14 protein-coding genes and 5 tRNA genes are annotated in these 20,223 nt (G+C 60.7%); 9 read left to right on the forward strand and 10 right to left on the reverse strand.

What is annotated here, in order from left to right; genetic code table 11:
• Positions 1-12 precede the first annotated feature (12 nt).
• From B9A31_RS08795 to B9A31_RS08810, 4 genes are all read left to right on the forward strand, one after another.
• On the forward strand, positions 13-459 hold the full coding sequence (locus B9A31_RS08795; protein WP_141099588.1) for a hypothetical protein: 447 nt from the start codon (positions 13-15) through the stop codon (positions 457-459).
• Positions 460-470: 11 nt separating this feature from the next.
• A complete protein-coding gene (locus B9A31_RS08800) occupies positions 471-5,597 on the forward strand; it encodes an RHS repeat domain-containing protein (RefSeq protein WP_084296885.1) in 5,127 nt (1,708 codons plus the stop codon).
• A 373-nt stretch (positions 5,598-5,970) separates the two neighbouring features.
• Positions 5,971-8,391: a fimbria/pilus outer membrane usher protein gene (locus tag B9A31_RS08805; protein ID WP_019099433.1), complete on the forward strand. Its 2,421-nt coding sequence runs from the start codon at positions 5,971-5,973 to the stop codon at positions 8,389-8,391.
• On the forward strand, positions 8,388-9,461 hold the full coding sequence (locus B9A31_RS08810; RefSeq protein ID WP_019099434.1) for a fimbrial protein: 1,074 nt from the start codon (positions 8,388-8,390) through the stop codon (positions 9,459-9,461). Before B9A31_RS08805 ends, B9A31_RS08810 begins: the two co-directional genes overlap by 4 nt.
• A gap of 107 nt (positions 9,462-9,568) precedes the next feature.
• Here B9A31_RS08810 and B9A31_RS08815 read toward each other — a convergent pair.
• The 5 genes from B9A31_RS08815 to B9A31_RS08835 form a co-directional block, all read right to left on the reverse strand.
• A tRNA-Gly gene (locus tag B9A31_RS08815) sits at positions 9,569-9,644 on the reverse strand.
• Positions 9,645-9,730: 86 nt separating this feature from the next.
• Positions 9,731-9,806: transfer RNA gene (locus B9A31_RS08820), tRNA-Gly, on the reverse strand.
• 3 nt (positions 9,807-9,809) lie between these two features.
• Positions 9,810-9,885 (reverse strand) — tRNA-Glu (locus tag B9A31_RS08825).
• Positions 9,886-9,976: 91 nt separating this feature from the next.
• Positions 9,977-10,052, reverse strand: a tRNA-Gly gene (locus B9A31_RS08830).
• 4 nt (positions 10,053-10,056) lie between these two features.
• Positions 10,057-10,132 (reverse strand) — tRNA-Glu (locus B9A31_RS08835).
• Between the two features lie 289 nt (positions 10,133-10,421).
• Between B9A31_RS08835 and B9A31_RS08840 the strand changes: the two genes are divergently transcribed.
• Positions 10,422-11,189 (forward strand): hypothetical protein, encoded by a 768-nt coding sequence (locus B9A31_RS08840; RefSeq protein WP_019099435.1) that lies wholly within the window; start codon positions 10,422-10,424, stop codon positions 11,187-11,189.
• Positions 11,190-11,325: 136 nt separating this feature from the next.
• Here the strand turns inward: B9A31_RS08840 and B9A31_RS08845 are convergent, their stop codons facing one another.
• Positions 11,326-11,808 (reverse strand): GAF domain-containing protein, encoded by a 483-nt coding sequence (locus B9A31_RS08845; RefSeq protein WP_084296886.1) that lies wholly within the window; start codon positions 11,806-11,808, stop codon positions 11,326-11,328.
• Complete coding sequence (locus tag B9A31_RS08850) at positions 11,809-12,696, reverse strand: ATP-binding protein (protein ID WP_084296887.1); 888 nt, start codon at positions 12,694-12,696, stop codon at positions 11,809-11,811. It lies immediately after the preceding gene.
• A 76-nt stretch (positions 12,697-12,772) separates the two neighbouring features.
• Between B9A31_RS08850 and B9A31_RS08855 the strand changes: the two genes are divergently transcribed.
• Positions 12,773-15,130 (forward strand): hybrid sensor histidine kinase/response regulator, encoded by a 2,358-nt coding sequence (locus tag B9A31_RS08855; RefSeq protein WP_025754766.1) that lies wholly within the window; start codon positions 12,773-12,775, stop codon positions 15,128-15,130.
• Here the strand turns inward: B9A31_RS08855 and B9A31_RS08860 are convergent.
• Together B9A31_RS08860 and msrB are read right to left on the reverse strand one after the other, a co-directional pair.
• Positions 15,120-15,608: a glutathione peroxidase gene (locus B9A31_RS08860; protein ID WP_019099439.1), complete on the reverse strand. Its 489-nt coding sequence runs from the start codon at positions 15,606-15,608 to the stop codon at positions 15,120-15,122. The genes B9A31_RS08855 and B9A31_RS08860 overlap by 11 nt on opposite strands.
• Before the next feature lie 13 nt (positions 15,609-15,621).
• Complete coding sequence (gene msrB, locus B9A31_RS08865; RefSeq protein WP_016715103.1) at positions 15,622-16,017, reverse strand: peptide-methionine (R)-S-oxide reductase MsrB; 396 nt, start codon at positions 16,015-16,017, stop codon at positions 15,622-15,624.
• A gap of 167 nt (positions 16,018-16,184) precedes the next feature.
• Between msrB and B9A31_RS08870 the strand changes: the two genes are divergently transcribed.
• A complete protein-coding gene (locus B9A31_RS08870; RefSeq protein WP_084296888.1) occupies positions 16,185-17,396 on the forward strand; it encodes a pyridoxal phosphate-dependent aminotransferase in 1,212 nt (403 codons plus the stop codon).
• A gap of 290 nt (positions 17,397-17,686) precedes the next feature.
• Positions 17,687-18,574: a protease HtpX gene (htpX, locus tag B9A31_RS08875; protein WP_016715101.1), complete on the forward strand. Its 888-nt coding sequence runs from the start codon at positions 17,687-17,689 to the stop codon at positions 18,572-18,574.
• Positions 18,575-18,627: 53 nt separating this feature from the next.
• On the opposite strand, the gene B9A31_RS08880 is transcribed toward htpX, so the two are convergent.
• Positions 18,628-19,278 (reverse strand): thiopurine S-methyltransferase, encoded by a 651-nt coding sequence (locus B9A31_RS08880; protein ID WP_019099441.1) that lies wholly within the window; start codon positions 19,276-19,278, stop codon positions 18,628-18,630.
• 110 nt (positions 19,279-19,388) lie between these two features.
• Here B9A31_RS08880 and B9A31_RS08885 point away from each other — a divergent pair, with 110 nt between their 5' ends.
• Entirely contained in the window at positions 19,389-20,156 is a 768-nt protein-coding gene (locus tag B9A31_RS08885) for a DODA-type extradiol aromatic ring-opening family dioxygenase (protein ID WP_084296889.1), read from the forward strand.
• Positions 20,157-20,223: the final 67 nt, after the last annotated feature.

Consider the following 20,223-nt stretch of genomic DNA (forward strand, 5'->3'; position numbering starts at 1 on the left):
AAGTGGAAGCCAATGACTATGTCACGCCAACATTCACCATCAGCAACTGGCACCATTACTGTTTATGAAAAAGTGGGCAACGAGGGAGGCGGCGACTCCAAAGCATTGATCGTCGAAGGCGCGGGAAGCGACAAAAGGCAAGTGCTTGAAATGGGTGACTTTTCAGCACGCAAAATACACATGATCAATATCCCATCGGCCACCACCATTGAACTGCAATCAAAGGCCATGGAAGGAGGTACACCTAAGTGGTGGATTAAGCTGAAGACAACGCATGCACCCTCTGACCTCGACCAGCACGATATCGACCAATATGTAAACCGCAACGGCAAGGGTAGCTTCATACCTACAGCACTTGGCATCCTCGTTGTCGACAAATCCGAAAACCCGGCAACACGCGACTCGCTGGGGAAAATCATCGTGCAGACATCGGCCGGCCGCCGACCTACCACTGAATAAGGACGCTATTCATGACTATACAGTCCAATGCCTGTAACTTCATGAGTTACACCCAGGGTAGTGTCGACCCCCGCACGGGGCTTTACACATTTTCTATTGAAATCCCCCCCCTGAACGCCAATGACCTTCAGGGCCCGGAACTGCCTTTGAGCCTGAATTTCAACCCCTTGAACGAATCGAACGCAGGCTTCGGTATTGGCTGGTCTTTGAAACTAAGCCGATACGACCTGGACAGTGGCGTACTGGACCTGCACACGGGGGATAGTTTTGCGATCGCTGACAACGGCCCGAACGAACCTGTTGTGGTTCATGAGCGCAAATTTGACAGCTTTCATGTGGCGAATATTAGCAACGATAAAGGCAAACGTTACCGGATTGCCCATAAAGCGGGCCTGGTAGAGCTACTTGAGCCACTGAAAGCCGCCCCCCGGGTTTGCCTGCCAACCCGGGTCATGACGCCATCGGGCCACGGCATCACATTGGCCTACGACGACAGCAAAGGCCGGCTGGCTTCTATCCATGACGACAGTGGGCTAACACTGCTTACGGTAACGTTCAACGGTGACCATGAAGCCGTGCTGGACCTTCATCCTGGCACTGAAGCGCATGTGTCTTTCACCCTGGCGCTCGAGGGTGAAGAACTGCGCACGTTAGTCATGCCCACCACCGACCAGCACAGCTGGACGTTTGACTATACTTCCTACGGTTCCTTGCGTTGCCTGCAGAAACTGGTAAACCCACTGGGGGGTGAAGAGGAGCTGGTTTACAAAGAACAGGGGCACCAACTACCCGGCCTGGAGCTGTATGTCCCCTATGCAACCAGCCTTGTTGTGAAGCCCGATCGGCTTGATGAAACAACCTTTATAAAGACCGAATACGACTTTAGCAAAAATAACTTCCTGGGTTATGGCGCGTCGGGTGTAGTCTGGGATGACAACTACAACCAGGATCACTTGTACAAATTTACCGGCAGTACATTCAACTACACATCAACCGTCAAGCACCACTACGAAGGCAAGGTACTCCGCACCGTCACGCGCACCTTCAACCGCTTCCATTTGTTGGTCGAGCAAGTCACCGAAGAGTCCGGCTGTACCGAGACGATGAAAAACGAGTACCACGAGCGCAGTGGCGGTTTTGCAGAACAGGATGAACGCCTGCAACTACCGAGCAAAATGACCAAGACCTGGACGGTTTCTGGTAATCCCGTCGACCGCCGTGACGAGTTCGTCACCTTCATTTACGACAAGGCAGGCAACCTGGAGGAGGAGCGGACTGCCAGTGGCATACGCATGGTCCGCACCTATTATCCCGCCACCCAAAGTGACGGCTGCCCGGCGGACCAGGAAGGGTTCAAGCGCAACCTTGAAAGTATTACCGTTTACCCGGCTGACGATGCAGCAACCGGGAAGCCCGCTACGATCACTCGCACCCGGTACACCTACAAAGCGATGGACGTGTTGAGCGCAACAGCCTCGCTGCAGCAGGCAAGTTATTGGTTGGTTGCTGACAGCGAGGAGACCCTCGAAGTTACCCTGGAAGATGATGGCAAAGAAACCGAACAACGGTTGCGCCGGGTCGAGATGAGCCACCTGAACATGCCAGACAATGTCTTGCTGCACGGGCGCTCCGATCTGAAGACTGCCACGCTGGGCGCCTGCACGTCGAAAACCCGCTGGCATTATGAAAAAATAAACGACGAGCAGGGAAAACCAACTTACCTGAAGACCACAACCACGTTCTCGCCCCACGGCGGTACGATCGAGAAAACGTCGGCCTCTGTACACTCGTCGCTGCGTAACCGCGCCATCGAAGAGGAAGATGCCAACGGCGTGGTCACCCGTTACCGCTATGATTCACTCAACCGGCTGCTTGAACAGACCGTGGCGCCAGATGACCCGGATCATGCTGCCACAGTTGCTTATGACTATGGCCAGGTCATTGAGGACAAGCGCTCGCTCTGGTATGCCCAGATCACCGACCCCAACAAGGTCATCACCCGCGCCTATCATGACGGGCTCGAACGCTCGGTACGTGTGGAGCGCACACTGAAAGACCTGAATGACCCAGGCAAGACAATTACCCGCATAACGTCCAAAACCCAGTATGACTCCATCGGGCGCGTGGCAAGCGAAACACAGTTCGATTACCTCCCCGCGCCTCCCGACAGCGACACCCCCGCAGAAACCGTGGTCGAGCTGACGTCCAGCTACGCTTACGATGCCTGGGGGCAGCGCTGCGCGGTCACCCGCCCGGACCTTGTGAAAGAAATCACCGAGTTCTCGCCTTTCGGTGAAAAGGGCAACAAAACCACGATGTGGAGCGTGAGCCCCGACAAGCCCGACGACAAACAGCAGCTGCGCGTCGTGGAATACAACACATCCGAAAAACCCGTGTATGAGTACCTGCTGCTGCCGGTGGAAGACGAAGCAACAAAAGGCATCTCGTGGGTTGAGATCGACCGCACCGATTACACCTACGATGGGCTAAGCCGCTGCATCAAAGAAACCTTCAGCCCCGCGCAGACTCGCAAGCAGAAACCCTTGGTCACCGAGTACACCTACGATAACTGGGGGCGCATGTGCGAAACCGTTCGGGCAGACGGCAGCAAACTCCTGCGTACCTTCGCGGCGCACAGCGTCAGCGAGTTGACAACCCTGCTGGAAGTGCTTGATACCCGCGGTGATCCGGCGCAGCCCGTGTGCTCGCGCGAGTATGACGGGCTTGATCGCCTGACCCGCATGGCCGTAGGACCGCGCGTGGAAAAATACCAGTACCGTGGGCTGACACAACTGGTCGAGAAGCGCTCCATCAGTAACAGCAAGGGCACCGACAAACGCACGCACGTCACCCATTACGAGTACAAGCCAAACCTCACCACCCAACCTTCCCAGGTGGCAGCGACGTTCGAGGATGTATCGCAGCCTCATGTGCCCGATGCGTCCAGCTTCGACTACTTCCCAAGCGATGCGCAAATTTCCTCGGCTGCCAACAGCAACGGCAACCGTACTTACAGTTACACCGACCAAGGCTACCTGGCCCATGAGTACTGGAAGGTGAACGATCAAGCGCAGTACGACATCCACAATGCGCACTCGCTGGAAGGCCGCCTTATTTTCCGCAAGCACAGCGACGGTATTGCCTGCCACTATGGCTACGACACACTTGGGCGGCTTCAGACCATTTCCCAGGGCCAACTGGAATGCACACTCGAGTACAACAGCGAAGGGCTGCTGGAACACACGACCACCCGAGATGCCGAGCGTTATGTGCGCACCACCCAGACCTACGACCCGCTGGGCCGACAACATCGGCGTACGCTCGATGCCAACGGCGAAATCAGGGTGCTGGTGCTGAAATGGCGTGATGGCAAGAACCTTGAGTCGCGCACCCTGTACCGTGACAACGATGACGATGAAGACGCTTTCATCCGCAAGGAAGTGTTCGGTTACGACGAACTCGATCGCCTGACCACTCACGACTACGAAGGCGACTGGGACATTGAAGAGGAAGACGGCGAACGCTGGCAGGCACTGCCGCGCAATGCAGCGGGCCGCTCGATCATTGCACAAACGTTCGACTTCGATGCACTGGATAACCTGAGCCGCTGCCGAACTGATTTTGCCGATGGCGAACGTGATACCGCACGCTTCACCTACGCTGAGGACTACAGCTTCCAGTTGACCAAGGTGACCCATACCTTACTCGCAGATTACCGCGCAGAGCAGACGTTCCATTACGATGCGCGGGGCAACATGCTCAACGACGAACAAGGGCGCAAGCTGGAATATGACAGCCATGGCCGCTTGCAGTGTGTGCTGGATGCCAACGACACCGAGTTGATGAAGTACTTGTACGATGGCCACGACCAGTTGCTCGCCGCCACGCAGGCTGGCAAGGCCCAGGTGCAAAGGCGCTATCTGGGCAATAGCCTGGACAGCACACAAGAAAATGACCTGCTCACCCAGTACCTGTACGGTGATGGCCAGGCAGTGGGTGTGCAACGCGCGAACCAGAACGACAACCAGCTGCTGCTGACCGACACTGCCGGCAGCGTGGTTGCAGAAGTAGACAGTGATGGCACCCGCCATGCCAGCTACAGCGCGTACGGTGAACAGCCCGAAGACAATGGCTTGCGCAACCTGCTGGCGTTCAATGGTGAACTGCGTGAAGCGGGGTTGGGCTGGTACCTGCTTGGCAGCGGCTACCGTGCCTACAACCCCAACCTGATGCGCTTCCACAGCCCGGATTCGCTGCCGCCAGAAGTATCAGGCCCCAATCCTTATGTGTATGCACTGGGCAACCCGGTGAAATGGCGGGACCCTACCGGCCATAGGGTTAGTTCGGTGGCCGGTGGAGATGTACCACCGGATTACGTGGACCCGCCAGAAAAACCCTCGATTCCCTGGTCTGCATGGATAGGCGTAGGCGTTGCGGCGCTTATGCTGGTGCTATCGGCCGGCGCGATGGCAGGGCCTCTGCTAGCGGGTGCGGGCGCGTTGGTGTCGACCGGCGTCCTCGCGAAAGCCTCGATTATGGTTATCGGGCAAGGTGTTGCACTGGGCATGCAGGTTGGTGCGGTACTTACCACCAATGATGACCCAGAACTTTCACAAGCTCTCAATTATGGGGCGTTCGGGGTTCAGGTAGTGACGTCTATCGTGGGTGGGCCAGCAATGTTTACGCTCAAGGCAGCAGGCAAAGCAGCCACGGCAGCTAAAGCGGTAGCTAAAGCGAGCGTTGCTGCCGCGACGAAGGGAGGCGCGCATCTGCAAGGGCTTAATCGGCTGATGTCGGCGACGACTCAGGCAAGCTTGGACGACATGCAGATAACCTCCACAGGCGGCATGGGCCTACAGTCAAACCCCTCCCGCAGTGTTGTTAATAGTGCTACGCAAACAACGCCTTCAAGTTCGAGTAGCGCTTCTAGCGCCAATCCACCCCTGAGGCAAGTAAATCTAGAGGCCACTGTTTTCAGCAGCGGCAGGGGGCCAAGGATAGTCAGCGAACCCCAAGTAACAATTGTTCAACATGGTGTAAAGCTGGATCCGCCAAAAGCTCCTACACCTACGAAGTACTCCGGAGATGGAAGACCCCTCAACTGGGAATGGCATGCGCTTCAACCAGGAGGAGTGTAATCTGAGTTGATCCTGCGCTGGGGTGTCGCTAGACACCCCAGCTCAATCGCCCTTATCGAAACCACCGCCTCATTATCAAGACTCTTCCTACAGCCTCTCTATCCCCCCGCCCCTAACCTACTCCTCGCAACACGGCCCGTCAGCCACACGCCTGGCGCACGCCACCCTAAGCTCGCAACCAAGCCTCCCTTGCGCCCCCAACTGCAAGCGCTAACGCCCCAGGACTCCTTCCATGCCTAAGCTCCACTGGCGCAGGCCCGTATCGTCACGCCCGCGCCCTGCCCGATTCGCGCTGCTTGGCAGCCCGCTGATCCTGCTCTTAGTCACACCCGCGCTCGCCACCCCCTCTGCGCCTCGTTTCCAGGCCGAGTTCATGCGTCAGGCACCCGGCCTGGCCAGCGACGCCGGCGCGCTGGCATTGCAGGCCCTGGCGGAACAGGAACCGTTGGCGGCCGGGCGTTACCGCGTTCAGCTACTGGTCAACCACACACCGCTGGACGCACGCGAAGTGGACATTCGCAACAACGACGGCCAAGGCTTGCAAGCCTGCCTGACGGGTAACCTGCTGCGCGACTTGGGCCTGCGTGAGCAAGCGCTGGAAGCCCCCCTGCCCAGCGACGATCGCTGCCTGGACCTGGCCGCCCTGTTACCCCACGCCTACGCCGACTTCGACCCGTCGAACTTGCGCTTGTCGGTGTCCATCCCACAGATAGCGTTGCACCGACAACCGTCCGACACGATCGCCGAATCGCGATGGGACGCCGGCATCAATGCCGCCTTCATCAACTACCAGGCGTCCACACAACATTACCAAAGCCACAACGGCCGCAACCGCAACAGCCACGACCTGTACCTCAACAGTGGCATCAACATCGCAGGCTGGCGACTGCGCAGCAACCAGGCGCTGCGCGACAATGCCGATGGCCAGACCGACTGGAGCCGCAGCGACACCTATGCGCAGCGTGATATCCCCGGGTTGCGCGCCAACCTCACACTGGGTGAAACCTTCACCGGTGGCGAGGTGTTTCGCAGCGTCCCGTTCATCGGCGCACAGGTGGCATCCGACCTGGACATGCACTCCGATACCGAGCAGCAATATGCCCCGGTCATACGCGGCGTAGCCCAGACGCGCGCCAAGCTCGAAGTGCTGCACAATGGCTACCCCATCTATTCCACCTACGTCGCCCCCGGCCCCTATGTCATCGACGACCTCAATGTCGGCGCTGGCCACGGCGAACTGGAGGTGATCCTGACCGAGGCCGATGGCCAGGTGCGGCGCTTCACCCAACCCTACTCGTCATTGGCCAACCTGCTGCGCGAAGGCGTATGGCGATACAGCGCCACGGTCGGCCGCTACAACGGCGCCGAAGATCTTGAGCGGCCCGTGTTCTGGCAAGCGACCCTGGCCCGTGGGGGGATCTGGGACAGTACGCTGTACGGTGGCGCGTTCGCCAGCGACTACTACCACGCCGGCGCCCTTGGCGTGGCCCGCGACTTTGCCGGCCTGGGCGCGCTGTCACTCGATGCAACACAGGCACGCACCGATCTGGGCGGCCTGGCCGGCCAGGTACAAGGCCACAGTTTTGCCATGCGCTATGGCAAAAGCTTCCAGACCGGCACCAACCTGCGTTTTGCCGGTTACCGCTACTCGACCGAGGGCTACCGTGATTTCGATGAAGCAGTGAAGGATCGCAACCAGTCGGACCGTTACGTGGGTAACCGCCGCAGCCGCCTGGAAGCTTCGATTTACCAGAACGTCGGTAACAGCTCGGTGAGCCTGACGCTTTCACAGGATGATTATTGGAACAGAAGCGGCCAGCGTCGTAATTATCAGGTGCAGTACAACACGCGCTGGGGTGACCTGGGTATCAACCTGTTCGCCTCCCAGGCATTGGCAGAACGTGGCGGGGACAGCCGTTTGATTGGACTGAGCCTGTCACTGCCACTGGACTTCGGCCACCGGCACAACACCACCTTCGACCTGCAGCACCAGGACGGGCGCAATAGCCAGCGGGCCAGCCTGAACGGCGGGCTGATGAACAACCGGCTGGGCTATCAGGTCTCGCTCAGCCATGACGAGCAACAGCGCAGCAGCGGCGCACTGTCACTCGCTTACCAAGGTACCAATGCCAGTTACGGTGCCGGCTACACCGAAGGCGCCGATTACCGCAGCGTATCGCTCAACACCAGCGGCGCACTGCTGGCCCACAGTTCCGGCATAGTGCTGGGCCCTTACCTGAGCGATACCAGTGCATTGGTCCACGTGCCGGATGCTGCCGGTATCACACTGGAGAATGCACCCGCAAGCCAGGCCAACAAGGGCGGCTATCTGTTGGCACCGAACCTGCGGCCCTACCGCCTGAACCCGCTGATACTGCGAACCGACGATTTGCCCCCCGAGTTAATCATCGACAACGCCGTGCAGCGAGTAGCACCGCGCCGAGGGGCCATCGTCATGGCTACGTTCCCAAGCCGACAGGTCATGCGCCTGGTCCTCACCCTTCAGTTGCCCGACGGCCGCCCGCTGCCGTTCGGTACACAACTGACGGATGCGCAAGGGCAGGCGGTGGCCGTGGTCGGGCAAGCCGGTCAGGCACTGGTGGCCACCGAACATCAAGGTGAGCAGCGACTGCAGGCGCGATGGCTGGACCAAGGTACCCGCGAGTGCCAGGTAATGCTGACCCCCGAGAACATCACCGCAGTCAACGGCTATCGCATTCAAACGCTGGCGTGCCACCCCCGCGAGGCCGGCACACCTTCTGAAACAAGCACGAATCAGGAAGCAGCATCATGAGCATATTCGCCCCCACAGCCTTGCGGCCTCTTGCCGTAGTGACTTGCAGCCTGGCCATCTGGCTGTCGAGCAACCCGGCGTACGCTCGGTGCGAATGGGATAGCGGGCTGCCCACCTACATGACGTTCGAGCACGATCTGGGCAGCCTTTGGGTACCTCGTGATGCTGAAATAGGACGAGTCATTGCCGACTTGCCATTGGCGGTGCGTAACCGTGAGGGCAGCAACCTGCAGTGCTTCTACGACGCAACCCCTCCCACCACGGCGAGCATGATACCCAGCACCGCCCTGGTGCCGGGAATACCCGTCCGCGCTCAACGTTCTGCCGATAGCGTGCTACGCACCAACGTCGATGGCATCGGTGCCATCCTGACCCTGGGGTTCCCCTATGATGGATCTGCTCCCAATGCGTTCACCTCCGACGATGGCACGCAGAGCGTGCCCTACAGTGGCACCATGCTTACCCCTACGGGTTTCGCTGCGCCACTCGGCGTTCTGAGGGGGCGCGTGACCTTGGTCAAGACCGGGCCAATTGCCCCTGGAGAACACATTGTCGACAAGCAGATGTTCCACGGTGTCACCAATGACCGAGGCCGGGTTCTGGACTACACCCTGAAGGCGAGAGTCAAGCAAGCGCAATGCACGCTGTTGGGCAACCCCGTTAGCGCCGACCCGGTAAAGCTCGGCGACTACACCTTGGCCGACTTCACAGGCCCCGGCCCGGTCGGCACGGAAACGCCATTCAGTATTCGGCTTAGTGATTGCGAGGATGACAGCGCAGCGGGTACAGCTTTTGCCCACATCGAACTGGATGGTACAAAAGGCTCCACTGTCGTGGATGCCAAGAACGGTATCTTCAGCCTTGGCTCCGGCTCTACTGCAGCGGGCTTTGGCATTCAGATCCTGCATGGCGATGGCAGGCAACTACCCCTACAGGAAGTGGTATCGGTCAAACCCTTGCAAGTGGGGATTACTCAGCTGGACTTCAGGGCGCGCTTTTACCAACTCGACCCCAAGGTAACACCTGGGTTAGCCCAAGGTGCTCTGCACTTCACCATCAGCTACCGCTGAGCACGCCCCATCGCGCCCTACCCAGCATAGGGCGCATGGACGGGGAAAAAATTCAGACATGCAAAAACGAAGAAAGGGACTTTCGTCCCTTTCTTCGTTTCTATGTTTGGAGCGGGAAACGAGACTCGAACTCGCGACCCCGACCTTGGCAAGGTCGTGCTCTACCAACTGAGCTATTCCCGCAATTTGAAGCTTTACCGCTAATCGGCGTGAAGCGCCACGAGGACCCTCACCACCACTGCACCGTGCGAACGCCACAGTATTTAAACTGGAGCGGGAAACGAGACTCGAACTCGCGACCCCGACCTTGGCAAGGTCGTGCTCTACCAACTGAGCTATTCCCGCAAATGGCGTCCCCTAGGGGACTCGAACCCCTGTTACCGCCGTGAAAGGGCGGTGTCCTAGGCCACTAGACGAAGGGGACACACAACACTTTTCAGTGCACCAGAACAGAACCTCACGATTCAGCCTGGATTTTCTTTTCCTGCCCCGCCGTTAAGCGTTGCCGGAGAAACTGGAGCGGGAAACGAGACTCGAACTCGCGACCCCGACCTTGGCAAGGTCGTGCTCTACCAACTGAGCTATTCCCGCAATCTGGCGTCCCCTAGGGGACTCGAACCCCTGTTACCGCCGTGAAAGGGCGGTGTCCTAGGCCACTAGACGAAGGGGACACGCTGCTGGCATTACTGCCTGCTTTCACTCCCTGCCGCGTTTCGCTGTGTGCTTTACGCTGCAAGTGGCGCGCATTCTAGGGATGGTTCGAAGATGCGTCAACCCCTTTGTAGAAATTTATTTAAATCAATGACTTCCGGGTGGGTTGGGGTGCAGATGCGGGCCTGGTTGTCGATATAGAGAGAGGGAAAGCCGCGAAGAGGCCAGCACAGGTATATAGCCGCTGTTCGTCCCAACGCGAACTCACTACACTCAAAGCTGTAATTCTTCTTCAATGAGGCATTAACGGTGACACCACTTCTGATCACCCTGCTCATCGTGGCGGGCATCGCGTTGCTGATCGTGATCGGCTACCTCAACAATGTGGTCGAGAACGGCAAGATCGAACGCGTCCGGACGAGGATAGAGCTGGCCGACCGCCTGCGCCGCTGTGGCGAAATCACCGAGACCTTCCCCGGCCAGTTCATGACCCCGGCCCTCAAATTGCTGCTGACCCGCCTGGAGCTGAACCTCAACCAGCGCCAGCTGGCGGTGGACAAGCACAACCCCGAGCTGAAGGCGCGCATCGCCGAGCTGGAGGGGTTGATTGCCCAGGGCGACAAGATACCGGTGAACAACCCGCCCAACCCGATCCACACCGAGGTCAAGGCCAAGGATGTACGCTTTTTGCTGGAGGCGATGCACAACCAGGTAACCCGCGCCGCCCAGGAAGGCTTCCTGCCAGCACCCGAGGCCAAGCACTGGGTCAAGGAAATCCGCCATATCCTGGTGCTGTTGCATATCGAGTTCTTCAACAACCTTGGCCAGCAGGCCCTGCAAAAGAACCAGCCGGGCCAGGCGCGCCTGGCGTTCGAGCGTGGCGTGCAATACCTGCGCAAGCAGCCGGAGCCGAAGGTGTATGAAGAGCAGCTGACGTACCTGGAGAAACTGCTGGCCCGGGCCAACGCCCAGGTGCTGGACCGCATGGCACCGGCGGAGGATGAGCACAACGCACTGACAGACGGGCTCAAGACCGATGAGGAAGAGACCTGGAAGAAGAAGGTGATGTACGACTAAGCCTGAATCATGCGTTGGGTTTGATGGCCCTATCGCCGGCAAGCCAGCTCCCACAGGTACTGCACAAGCCTTCAGACCTGAGACAAACCTGTGGGAGCTGGCTTGCCGGCGATAGGGCCGGTACAGGCCACAACAATCAGCAGTCAGTCAGCGCCAGAAAGATCGCCGCCAACCGCTCCAGCCCCGCCTGATCCGCTTCACTGAACCGCCCAACCTTCGGGCTGTCCAGGTCCAGCACCCCGATCAACCTGCCTTCCTTCACCAACGGGATCACCAGTTCGCTGTTGGACGCGCTGTCACAGGCAATGTGCCCGGGGAACGCATGCACATCCTCCACACGCTGGGTTTTCCGGGTGGCCGCCGCCGCCCCGCACACGCCCTTGCTGAACGGAATGCGCACGCACGCCACCTGGCCCTGGAACGGGCCCAGCACCAGCTCTTCGTTGCGGTTGAGGTAGAACCCCGCCCAGTTCAGGTCGTCCACCTGGTTGTACAGAAACGCCGAAAACTGCGCGGCATTGGCGATAAAGTCACGCTCGTCGGCAAACAGCGCCTGCACTTGCGCCGCCAGCAGGTTGTAGCCGTCGAGGCCGGCGCCACTGGCATTGAGGTCGATCATTTACTTTTGCTCCAGCAATTGCAGCCCGACCCAGTAGCGGGCGAACTGATAGGCACAACGGCCATTACGGTTACCGCGGCCGGTGGCCCAGCGCACGGCGAGGATGTCGAGTTCTTCGGTACGCTGCCAGGCCAGGCCCGCAGAGCGTGCCAGCTGGCCGATCCAGTGTTCGACCACATTCAGGAAGTGGTCTTGGGTAAACGGGTAGAACGACAGCCACAGGCCAAAGCGGTCAGACAAGGCGATTTTGTCTTCCACGTCTTCGCTGGGGTGCAGCTCGCCGTCCACGCGCTTCCAGTTCTCGTTGTCGCTCTCTTTCTCCGGCACCAGGTGGCGACGGTTGGAAGTGGCGTACAGCAGCACGTTGTCCGGGGCCTGTTCCAGCGAGCCGTCAAGCACGCTTTTAAGCACCCGGTAGTCGCCCTCCCCCGCTTCGAACGACAGGTCGTCGCAGAACAGGATGAAGCGTTGCGGCAGCTTCTGCAGCTGCTCGACCACCCGCGGCAGGTCGGCCAGGTGGTCGCGTTCGATTTCGATCAGGCGCAGGCCGGCGCCGGCATGTTCGGCCAGCAAGGCACGTACCAGCGACGACTTGCCAGTACCGCGCGAGCCCCACAGCAATGCGTGGTTGGCCGGCAGGCCGTTGATGAACTGGTGGGTGTTGCGGCCCAGCTGGTCGCGCTGTTTGTCGACACCGATCAGGTCGGTCAGGCGGATATCCAGGCTGACGTCCAGCGGCAGCAGGTAACCACTGCGGCCATCGCGCTGCCAGCGGGCGGCCAGAGTGACGCCCCAGTCGATGTTCGGGCGCTGTGCCGGCAACAGGGGTTCGAGGCGCGCCAGTACCGATTCGGCGCGGTCCAGGAAAGCAATCAAGCGAGCGTCCATGACGACTCCTAACAAGACAGGTGAGATTTCCAGCTGAATGTGTGACAGGCCCGCCAGCTGCCGGGGCTATTCGGCTATGCTTGCGCAGCGCAAGGGACGTGAAACCGGCTCGGGACTCATGGATATCAAGTTCACCAATCGCCTGTCATACAAGCAAGCCCGGTTGACAGTCCTGGTCGGCTTCATCCTGGGAACATTGCTCAGTCTCATCCAGATCGGCATCGATTATGCCAGCGAAGACGCGTCCATCAACCGCGAAGTGCGCGCGTTGCTGCAAATCAGCCACAACCCGGCCTCGCGCATCGCCTACAACATCGACGCGGAACTGGCGCTGGAGCTGACCCGTGGCCTGCTGCAGTCGCCCGCCGTCGTCCGCGCGCGGCTGATCGACAACAACGAAACGGTACTGGCCGACGTCGAGCGGCCCAGGCTGGAGGACCGCTACCGGCCACTGAGCGACTTTCTGTTCGGCGAACAACGCCAGTTCAAGGAACGCCTGTACCTCACCCACATGCCCGAGGAATACCTCGGCACCCTGTACCTGGACGTCGACACCTACGCCTTCGGCAGCCGCTTCCTCGACCGCGCCGGCATCACCCTGCTCAACGGCTTTGCCCGCAGCCTGGTGCTGACCGGCATCCTGCTGGCGTTGTTCTACATGATGCTGACCAAGCCACTGGTGACAGTGATCGGCGCACTCAGCGGCAGCGACCCGCGCAAACCCCGGCAAACCCGCCTTGAATGCCCACACGGGCACGAACACGACGAAATCGGCGTGCTGGTGAAGGTCGCCAACCAGCAGTTCGTCAGCATGGCCACCGAGATCGAACAACGGCGCACCGCGGAAAACCGCCTGACCCAGTACCTGAACGAGCTGGAAGACATCGTCTCGGCACGCACCAACGAGCTGAAAGCCAGCAACAGCAGCCTGAGCCTGTCCAACCAGGAGCTGGAACAGGCCCGCAGCCGCGCGCTGGACATGGCCCAGGCGCGCGCCGCCTTCCTGGCCAACATGAGCCACGAAATCCGCACCCCGCTCAATGGCATGCTCGGCATGATCGCCCTGGCGCTGGACAACCCGTTGCCCAGCGAGCAACGCCAGCAACTGGCGATTGCCCACGACTCGGGCAAGGTGCTGGTGGAACTGCTGAACGATATCCTCGACCTGTCCAAGTTCGATGCCGGCCAGCTGGAACTGGAGCGCATTGCGTTCGACATGGGCTCGATGGTGGAAGACACCGCCAACCTGCTGTCGCAGAACACCGCGCAAAGTGTGGAGCTGACCTGCCTGATCGCCCGCGACTTCCCCAGCACCGTGCTTGGCGACCCCACGCGGGTACGGCAGATCGTCAGCAACCTGCTGTCCAACGCGCTCAAGTTCACCCGCTTCGGCCGTGTCGACATACGCCTGGTGACGATCGTCGGCGGCGTGCGCCTGGAGGTACGTGATACCGGCATTGGCATCCCCGAAGAAGCCCAGGCGCGGATCTTCCAGCCGTTCACCCAGGCCGGTGCCGGCATCACCCGCCAGTACGGTGGCACCGGCCTGGGCCTGGCGCTGACTCGCAACCTGTGCAAGGCCATGCAAGGCCACCTGCACATTCGCTCCGAACCGGGCTTCGGCAGCTGCTTCACGGCCGAGCTGCCACTGCCGGTGCACACCGAAGCCATCCCGCCGACACCGCTACATGGCCGCGTGGCCGCGCTAAGCGCGGCCGGTAGCGGGCTTAATGAACTGCTGCAGAACCTGCTGCCCGCCTGGGGCCTGGCCTACCAGCGCCATGACAGCAGCGCCACGCTGGACACCACAGCGATCGACCTGCTGATCACCGACGACGTGGACCACCTGTTCGAACTGCGCCCGGCACTGAAAACGCCGATTCTGCTGGTAACCGCCTACGGCAACTTCCTGCCCAACGAGCAGTCGCTGGCCTTGGCACCCTTGCATCAACTGGCCCGGCCATTGGCACGTAACGCCCTGTACCAGACGCTGCGCCGCACCTTGCAAGGCCATGAGCCCGAGCACCCTCTGGCCACCCCGGCCATTAGCCTGGAGCAAGGGCGAGCGCGGATTTTGCTGGTAGAAGACAACCCGGTGAACCAGCTCGTGGCCAAAGGCATGCTGGCCAAGCTCGGCTGCCAGGTGCAGCTGGCCACCCAGGGCGCCGAGGCTCTGGAGTTGCTGGAGCAGGATGAATTCGACCTGATACTGATGGACTGCAACATGCCGGTCATGGACGGCTATGAAGCCAGCCGGCGCATCCGCCAGAGCGGTCGCTGGCCACACCTGCCTATCGTTGCGCTCACCGCCAACGCCATGCCCGAAGAGCGCGAACGCTGCCGGGCGGCGGGCATGAGCGACTACCTGGCCAAGCCGTTCCGCCGCGAAGAGCTACTGGCCCTGGTCGACCACTGGGTGCCCTTCAACGGCTGAGCAAACGCTCGATGTCCGCTTCCAGGGCCTGCGGTTTGGTGGTGGGCGCGTAACGCGTGACCTGGCCGCTGGCCGGGTCGACCAGAAACTTGGTGAAATTCCACTTGATCTTCTGGCTACCCAGAATGCCCGGGGCGCGTTGTTTGAGCTCGACGAACAGCGCGTGAGCGCCCGGGCCGTTGACCTCGATCTTGCGAAACAGCGGAAAGCTTACGCCGAAGTTGCGCTCGCAAAACTGCGCAATGTCCCGTGCATCGCCTGGTTCCTGCTTGCCGAACTGGTTGCAGGGAAAGCCCAGCACCACCAGGCCACGCGCGCGGTAGGCTTGCCACAGTTGCTCAAGGCCTTTGTACTGCGGGGTAAAGCCGCACTGGCTGGCGGTATTGACCACCAGCAGCGCCTTGCCCGGGAAGTCGCCAAGCTTCTTGTGCTCGCCGCCCAGGGTTACGCAGGGGATGTCCAGCATCGATCCAGCCATGGTCGGGCTCCGGTCAGTCGCGTGGGCGCAAGTCGATACACACCGAGTTGATGCAGTAGCGCAGGCCGGTCGGTGGCGGGCCATCGGGGAACACATGGCCCAGGTGCGCGTCGCAGCGGGCACAGGTAACTTCGGTGCGGATCATGCCGTGGGAGGTGTCACGGATCTCGATCATCGCGCTGTCCTCGATCGGCGCGTAGAAGCTTGGCCAACCGCAGCCGGAATCGAACTTGGTCTGCGCATCGAACAACGCCAGGCCGCAGCAGATGCAATGGTAGATGCCATCGCGGCGCTCGCTGTTGTACTTGCCGCTGAACGGCCGCTCGGTGCCCTTGAGACGGCATACCTGGTACTGCTCGGGGTCGAGCATCGAGCGCCATTCATCCAGGGTTTTTTCGATCTTTTTCATGCAGGAACCTCGGCAGGCTTAATTTCACCCCGCACCGTCTTTTCCGGGGCGCGGGTGGCACGTATATTAGTTGGCTTCGTGTGCCAGGCGTTCAGTCTGGCACCCGCTTCCTGCCGTTTCAAACCTTTCGGCGTGGGTGGCGTGTTTTCTCATATCGGGATCCCATCATGCAGTTCAGCAAATCGAACAAGCTCGCCAATGTCTGCTACGACATTCGCGGCCCAGTGCTCAAGCACGCCAAACGCCTGGAAGAGGAAGGCCACCGCATCCTCAAGCTGAACATCGGCAACCCAGCGCCGTTTGGCTTCGAGGCGCCCGATGAAATCCTTCAGGATGTCATCCGCAACCTGCCCACCGCGCAAGGCTACAGCGACTCCAAAGGCCTGTTCAGCGCGCGCAAGGCGGTGATGCAGTACTGCCAGCAAAAGGAAATCGAAGGCGTCACCATCGAGGACATCTACCTCGGTAACGGCGTGTCCGAGCTGATCGTCATGTCGATGCAGGCGCTGCTGAACAACGGCGACGAAGTGCTGATCCCGGCCCCCGACTACCCGCTGTGGACCGCCGCCGTGAGCCTGGCCGGCGGCAAGCCGGTGCACTACCTGTGCGACGAGCAGGCCGACTGGTTCCCCGAACTTGAAGACATCAAGGCCAAGATCACCCCGAACACCAAGGCCCTGGTGATCATCAACCCGAACAACCCGACCGGCGCGGTGTACTCCAAAGCGCTGCTGCAGGGCATGCTGGAGCTGGCCCGCCAGCACAACCTGGTGGTGTTCTCCGACGAGATCTACGACAAGATCCTGTACGACGAAGCCGTGCACATCAGCACCGCCTCGCTGGCCCCCGACCTGCTGTGCCTGACCTTCAACGGCCTGTCCAAGTCGTACCGGGTGGCGGGCTTCCGTTCCGGCTGGCTGATCATCTCCGGGCCCAAGCACCACGCACAAAGCTACATCGAAGGCATCGACATGCTGGCCAACATGCGCCTGTGCGCCAACGTGCCGGCCCAGCATGCCATCCAGACCGCGCTGGGCGGTTACCAGAGCATCAACGACCTGGTGCTGCCGCCAGGCCGTTTGCTGGAGCAGCGCAACCGCACCTATGAACTGCTCAACGACATCCCGGGCGTGAGCTGCGTGAAGCCGATGGGTGCGCTGTATGCGTTCCCGCGTATCGACCCGAAAGTGTGCCCGATTCTCAACGACGAGAAGTTCGCGCTTGACCTGCTGCTGTCGGAAAAGCTGCTGATCGTGCAGGGTACGGCGTTCAACTGGCCGTGGCCGGACCACTTCCGCGTGGTGACCTTGCCGCGCGTGGATGACCTGGAAGCGGCGATTGGCCGGATCGGGAATTTCCTGCGGACTTATTCGCAATAAGTGATGGCCTCTTCGCGGGCAAGCCCGCTCCCACAGGTACACACAAGGTTTGAAATCTGCGCCAATCCTGTGGGAGCTGGCTTGCCGGCGATGGGCTGCACAGCAGCCCCTTGCAATCTCACAGGATGTTTCTTACATCCTGCAACGCTCTATCCCACAGCCCCCGCGCCATCCTCTGCCATACTCCGCCGTACACAGTTTGAAATAGTCGCCCGATTGAATCGGCGCGGCAGGCCCCTTATATACCCCGCAGTAAGCGACAATTCATCCGTCAGGAGAACGTAACAACCATGATGCGCATTCTGTTGTTTGTGGCCACCAACCTCGCGGTGGTGCTGGTTGCAAGCATTACCCTGAGCCTGTTCGGATTCAACGGGTTCATGGCCGCCAACGGGGTCGACCTGAACCTCAGCAGCCTGCTGGTGTTCTGCGCCGTGTTCGGCTTTGCCGGCTCCCTGGTCTCGCTCTTCATCTCCAAGTGGATGGCGAAGATGAGCACCGGCACCCAGATCATCAGCCAGCCGCGCACCCGCCACGAGCAGTGGCTGCTGCAAACGGTCGAAGAGTTGTCCCGTGAAGCGGGCATCAAAATGCCCGAGGTGGGTATTTTCCCGGCGTACGAGGCCAACGCCTTCGCCACCGGCTGGAACCGCAACGACGCGCTGGTGGCCGTGTCCCAGGGCCTGCTGGAGCGTTTCTCGCCCGATGAAGTGCGTGCGGTGTTGGCCCACGAAATCGGCCACGTGGCCAACGGCGACATGGTCACCCTGGCGCTGGTGCAGGGCGTGGTGAACACCTTCGTGATGTTCTTCGCACGCATCATCGGCAACTTCGTCGACAAGGTCATTTTCAAGAACGAAGAAGGCCAAGGCATTGCCTACTACGTGGCAACCATCGTTGCTGAGCTGATCCTGGGCATCCTGGCCAGCATGATCGTGATGTGGTTCTCGCGCCGCCGCGAGTACCGCGCCGACGAGGCCGGTGCGCAGCTGGCCGGTACCGCAGCGATGATCGGCGCCCTGCAGCGCCTGCGCGTAGAGCAAGGTCTGCCGGTGCACATGCCTGACACCATGAAGGCCTTCGGCATCAATGGCGGCCTGAAGCACGGCCTGGCCGGGCTACTGATGAGCCACCCGCCGCTGGAAGACCGTATCGAGGCCCTGCGCCGTCGCGGTTGATCCACTTGGCAATGCAAAAAGGGCGACTTTGGTCGCCCTTTTTCATGCGTGCGTCATCGGCGGACCCGATACACCCGCTCCAACAGACTGGAAGCCCCGGCCTGCGAAAACTTCGGGCTTTCCTGAATAAGCTCCACAACTTCCAGCTCATCCACCTGCCACCCGACCAACCCCTGCCGCACCTCTTCATCCCCCACCGAAAACGGCGGCCCGTCCAGCAGCGCCTGGTCATAATCCAGCGTCACCAGCAGCCCCCGACAGCTCACCGGCAACGATGCAGACAAAGCCTCCATGTACTTCGCACGCATCTGCGGCGGCAGCGCAATCAACGCCGCCCGATCATAAAACCCCACGCACTCGACAATGTCCTGCGCGCGCAACGCGAAGAAATCGCCACACCACAGTTCGATGTCACCCTGGCGCCATACCTCGAATGCGCCTTGCTGACGCACCTCGGGTTCAAGCCCATGCTCATGGAAGAAGCCCTCCACCGCCCGCCGCGACAGTTCCACGCCCAGCACGTGGTACCCCTGCCCCGCCAGCCAGGCCAGGTCCAGGCTTTTGCCGCATAGCGGCACCAGCACGCGGCTGCCTGGCGCCAGGCCCAGTGCTGGCCAGTGCGCTTGCAGGTACGGATTGACCTGCCCCTGGTGGAAGCCGATCTGGTTGTCGGCCCACCGTTTTTGCCAGAACGCTGGCTCCATGGTTGCTCCTTGTTTATCGAGTAAACCGATAGAAAACGCGTAAAACTTGCGATGGATATCGATCAGTTTCTGATCGAAGATGAGTGCATCTTAACCCTCAGGACCTCGCCATGCTGCCCAGCCTGTTCATCTCCCATGGTTCCCCCATGCTCGCCCTGCACCCCGGTGCCAGCGGGCCGGCCCTGGCCGGGCTGGCCAACAGCCTGCCAAGGCCGAAGGCCATCGTGGTGGTGTCGGCGCACTGGGAAAGCCGTGAACTGCTCGTGACCAGCAGCGCGCAACCCGAAACCTGGCATGACTTCTACGGCTTCCCGCCGGCGTTGTACGCCGTGCAGTACCCGGCGCCGGGCGAGCCTGCGCTGGCTGCCAAGGTAAGCGAACGGCTCACGAACGCCGGCCTGCCGGCCCGGCTGGATGCGCAGCGGCCGTTCGACCACGGCGCCTGGGTGCCGCTGTCGCTGATGTACCCGGATGCGAGCATTCCGGTGGTGCAGGTATCGCTGCCCAGCCGCATGGGGCCGGCGCTGCAGGTGAAGGTAGGCCAGGCGCTGGCAGGGCTGCGCCGTGAAGGTATTCTGCTGATTGGCTCGGGCAGCATCACCCATAACCTTGGAGAGCTGGACTGGCACGCCGGGCCGGATGTGATCAAACCCTGGGCGCTGGCGTTCAGGGATTGGGTGGTGGAGCGGTTGCAGGCGGATGACCAGGCGGCGCTGCTGGATTACCGGCAGCAGGCGCCGTATGCGGTGCGCAACCATCCCAGTGATGAGCATTTGCTGCCGCTGTTCTTTACCCTTGGGGCTGGGAGCAAGTTCGGGGTGGTGCACCAAGGGTTCACCTTGGGGGCGCTGGGGATGGACATTTATCGGTTCGACTGACGGGCCTCTTCGCGGGTTCACCCGCGAAAGGGCCGGTACAGGCAAAAAAAATCCCCAGCCAAGGCCG

It is taken from the genome of Pseudomonas sp. URIL14HWK12:I5, from assembly GCF_900176445.1.
In the GTDB taxonomy this organism is placed as follows: Bacteria; Pseudomonadota; Gammaproteobacteria; order Pseudomonadales; family Pseudomonadaceae; genus Aquipseudomonas; species Aquipseudomonas monteilii.

What these genes read in the sequence shown, in the direction of transcription:
- B9A31_RS08795 (WP_141099588.1), top strand. Translation starts at nt 13, where the DNA reads ATGACTATGTCACGCCAACATTCACCATCAGCAACTGGCACCATTACT.
- B9A31_RS08800 (WP_084296885.1), top strand. Translation starts at nt 471, where the DNA reads ATGACTATACAGTCCAATGCCTGTAACTTCATGAGTTACACCCAGGGT.
- B9A31_RS08805 (WP_019099433.1), top strand. Translation starts at nt 5,971, where the DNA reads ATGCGTCAGGCACCCGGCCTGGCCAGCGACGCCGGCGCGCTGGCATTG.
- B9A31_RS08810 (WP_019099434.1), top strand. Translation starts at nt 8,388, where the DNA reads ATGAGCATATTCGCCCCCACAGCCTTGCGGCCTCTTGCCGTAGTGACT.
- B9A31_RS08845 (WP_084296886.1), bottom strand. Translation starts at nt 11,808, where the DNA reads ATGATCGACCTCAATGCCAGTGGCGCCGGCCTCGACGGCTACAACCTG.
- B9A31_RS08850 (WP_084296887.1), bottom strand. Translation starts at nt 12,696, where the DNA reads ATGGACGCTCGCTTGATTGCTTTCCTGGACCGCGCCGAATCGGTACTG.
- B9A31_RS08855 (WP_025754766.1), top strand. Translation starts at nt 12,773, where the DNA reads ATGCTTGCGCAGCGCAAGGGACGTGAAACCGGCTCGGGACTCATGGAT.
- B9A31_RS08860 (WP_019099439.1), bottom strand. Translation starts at nt 15,608, where the DNA reads ATGGCTGGATCGATGCTGGACATCCCCTGCGTAACCCTGGGCGGCGAG.
- msrB (WP_016715103.1), bottom strand. Translation starts at nt 16,017, where the DNA reads ATGAAAAAGATCGAAAAAACCCTGGATGAATGGCGCTCGATGCTCGAC.
- B9A31_RS08870 (WP_084296888.1), top strand. Translation starts at nt 16,185, where the DNA reads ATGCAGTTCAGCAAATCGAACAAGCTCGCCAATGTCTGCTACGACATT.
- htpX (WP_016715101.1), top strand. Translation starts at nt 17,687, where the DNA reads ATGATGCGCATTCTGTTGTTTGTGGCCACCAACCTCGCGGTGGTGCTG.
- B9A31_RS08880 (WP_019099441.1), bottom strand. Translation starts at nt 19,278, where the DNA reads ATGGAGCCAGCGTTCTGGCAAAAACGGTGGGCCGACAACCAGATCGGC.
- B9A31_RS08885 (WP_084296889.1), top strand. Translation starts at nt 19,389, where the DNA reads ATGCTGCCCAGCCTGTTCATCTCCCATGGTTCCCCCATGCTCGCCCTG.